The following is a 1,614-nucleotide window of genomic DNA, read 5'->3' as shown; positions in this document are numbered from 1 at the left end:
CGACCTCGAGCCGCCGGCCGCGCTGTTCGCGCAGGCCGCCCGCGACGGCGCGACCATCGCGCTCGAGCAGGCGGCCGCGCTCACCTGCCTCGACGCGTTCGCGGCGCTCGGCTGCGACGGCAAGCTGTTCCTCAACTTCAGCGCGGGCACGATCGTGCAACTCGTGCGCGAACGCGAGCGCGCGCGGCAACTGCTCGGCCGGGCGGGGGTCGGCGCCGAGCGCATCGTGATCGAGCTGACCGAGCAGACCGCGATGCCGGACGTGGCGCGCATCGAGCCGGCGGTCGCGTCGCTGCGCGAAGCGGGCATCCAGTTCGCGCTCGACGACTACGGCACCGCGAACGCGAGCATGAACCTGTGGTTGCGCCTGCACCCGGATGTCGTGAAGATCGACCGCTTCTTCATCCACGACATCGCGCGCGACCCGCTCAAGTTCGAGGCGGTCAGAGCAATGCAGCACTTCGCGCACGCGAGCGGCGCGCAGCTGATCGCGGAAGGAATCGAGAACGCGTGCGACCTGGTCGTCGTGCGCGACATGGGCATCTGCTGCGTGCAGGGCTTTCTGCTCGGCCGGCCGAACGCACGGCCGTCCCCGGTCGTCGCGCCGGCCGCGCGCGACGCGATCCGCACCCCGCACATCGCTGTGTTCCCCGGCGCGACGCGCACCGCGCGGCCGGCCGGCACGATCGCGGCGAAGATGCTCGTCCCCGCGCCGGCGCTGCCGCGCGATGCGACCAACAACGACGTGCTCGACCTGTTCAACCGGATGCCCGGCCTGCACGCGGTCGCGCTCGTCGAACGCGGGCGGCCGGTCGCGCTCGTGAACCGGCGCGGCTTCATCGACCGCTTCACGCTGCCGTACCACCGCGAGGTGTTCGGGAAGAAGCCGTGCCTGCAGTTCGCGAACGACGCGCCGCTGATGATCGACAACGCAACGTCGGTCGAGCAGCTCGCGATGCTGCTCGCGAGCCACGACCAGCGCTATCTCGCGGATGGTTTCGTGATCACCGAACACGGCCGCTACCTCGGGCTCGGCACCGGCGAGAGCCTCGTGCGCGCGGTGACCGAGATGCGCATCGAGGCCGCGCGCTACGCGAATCCGCTGACCTTCCTGCCCGGCAACATCCCGATCAGCGCGCACATCGACCGCCTGCTGGAGCGCGACGCCGGCTTCCATGCGTGCTACGTCGACCTGAACCAGTTCAAGCCGTTCAACGATCAGTACGGCTACTGGCAGGGCGACGAAGTGCTGAAGTTCGCGGCGACGGTGCTGGCCGGCGTGTGCGATCCGCAGCGCGATTTTCTCGGGCATGTCGGTGGCGACGACTTCCTCGTGCTGTTCCAGCGCGACGACTGGCGCGCGCGGGCGACCGACGCGATCGCGCGCTTCAACGACGGCGCGCAGCGCTTCTACACGCAGGCCGACCGGCTGGCGGGCGGGCTGCGCGGCGAGGACCGCTACGGCAACCCCGCGTTCTTCGGCTTCGTGACGATGGCGATCGGCGCGGTCGGCGTGCCGGCAGGCGCGCACGGCGCGATGCGCTACGGCAGCGACGAGATCGCGTCGGTCGCGGCGCTCGCGAAGCGGCGGGCGAAACAGCAGCCGGGCGGGCT

At 71.0% G+C, this 1,614-nt stretch carries 1 protein-coding gene; it reads left to right on the top strand.

Annotation, left to right across the window (positions count from 1 at the left end):
• A partial coding sequence (locus F3J14_RS34940) for a phosphodiesterase (protein WP_166726755.1) occupies window positions 1-1,614 on the top strand: 1,614 nt, incomplete at both ends.

Source organism: Burkholderia sp. Tr-862 (genome assembly GCF_011753085.1).
Taxonomy (GTDB): Bacteria; Pseudomonadota; Gammaproteobacteria; order Burkholderiales; family Burkholderiaceae; genus Burkholderia; species Burkholderia ambifaria.
Note: the sequence above shows the minus strand (reverse complement) of the source record. Positions and strands in the feature narration are given on the sequence as shown.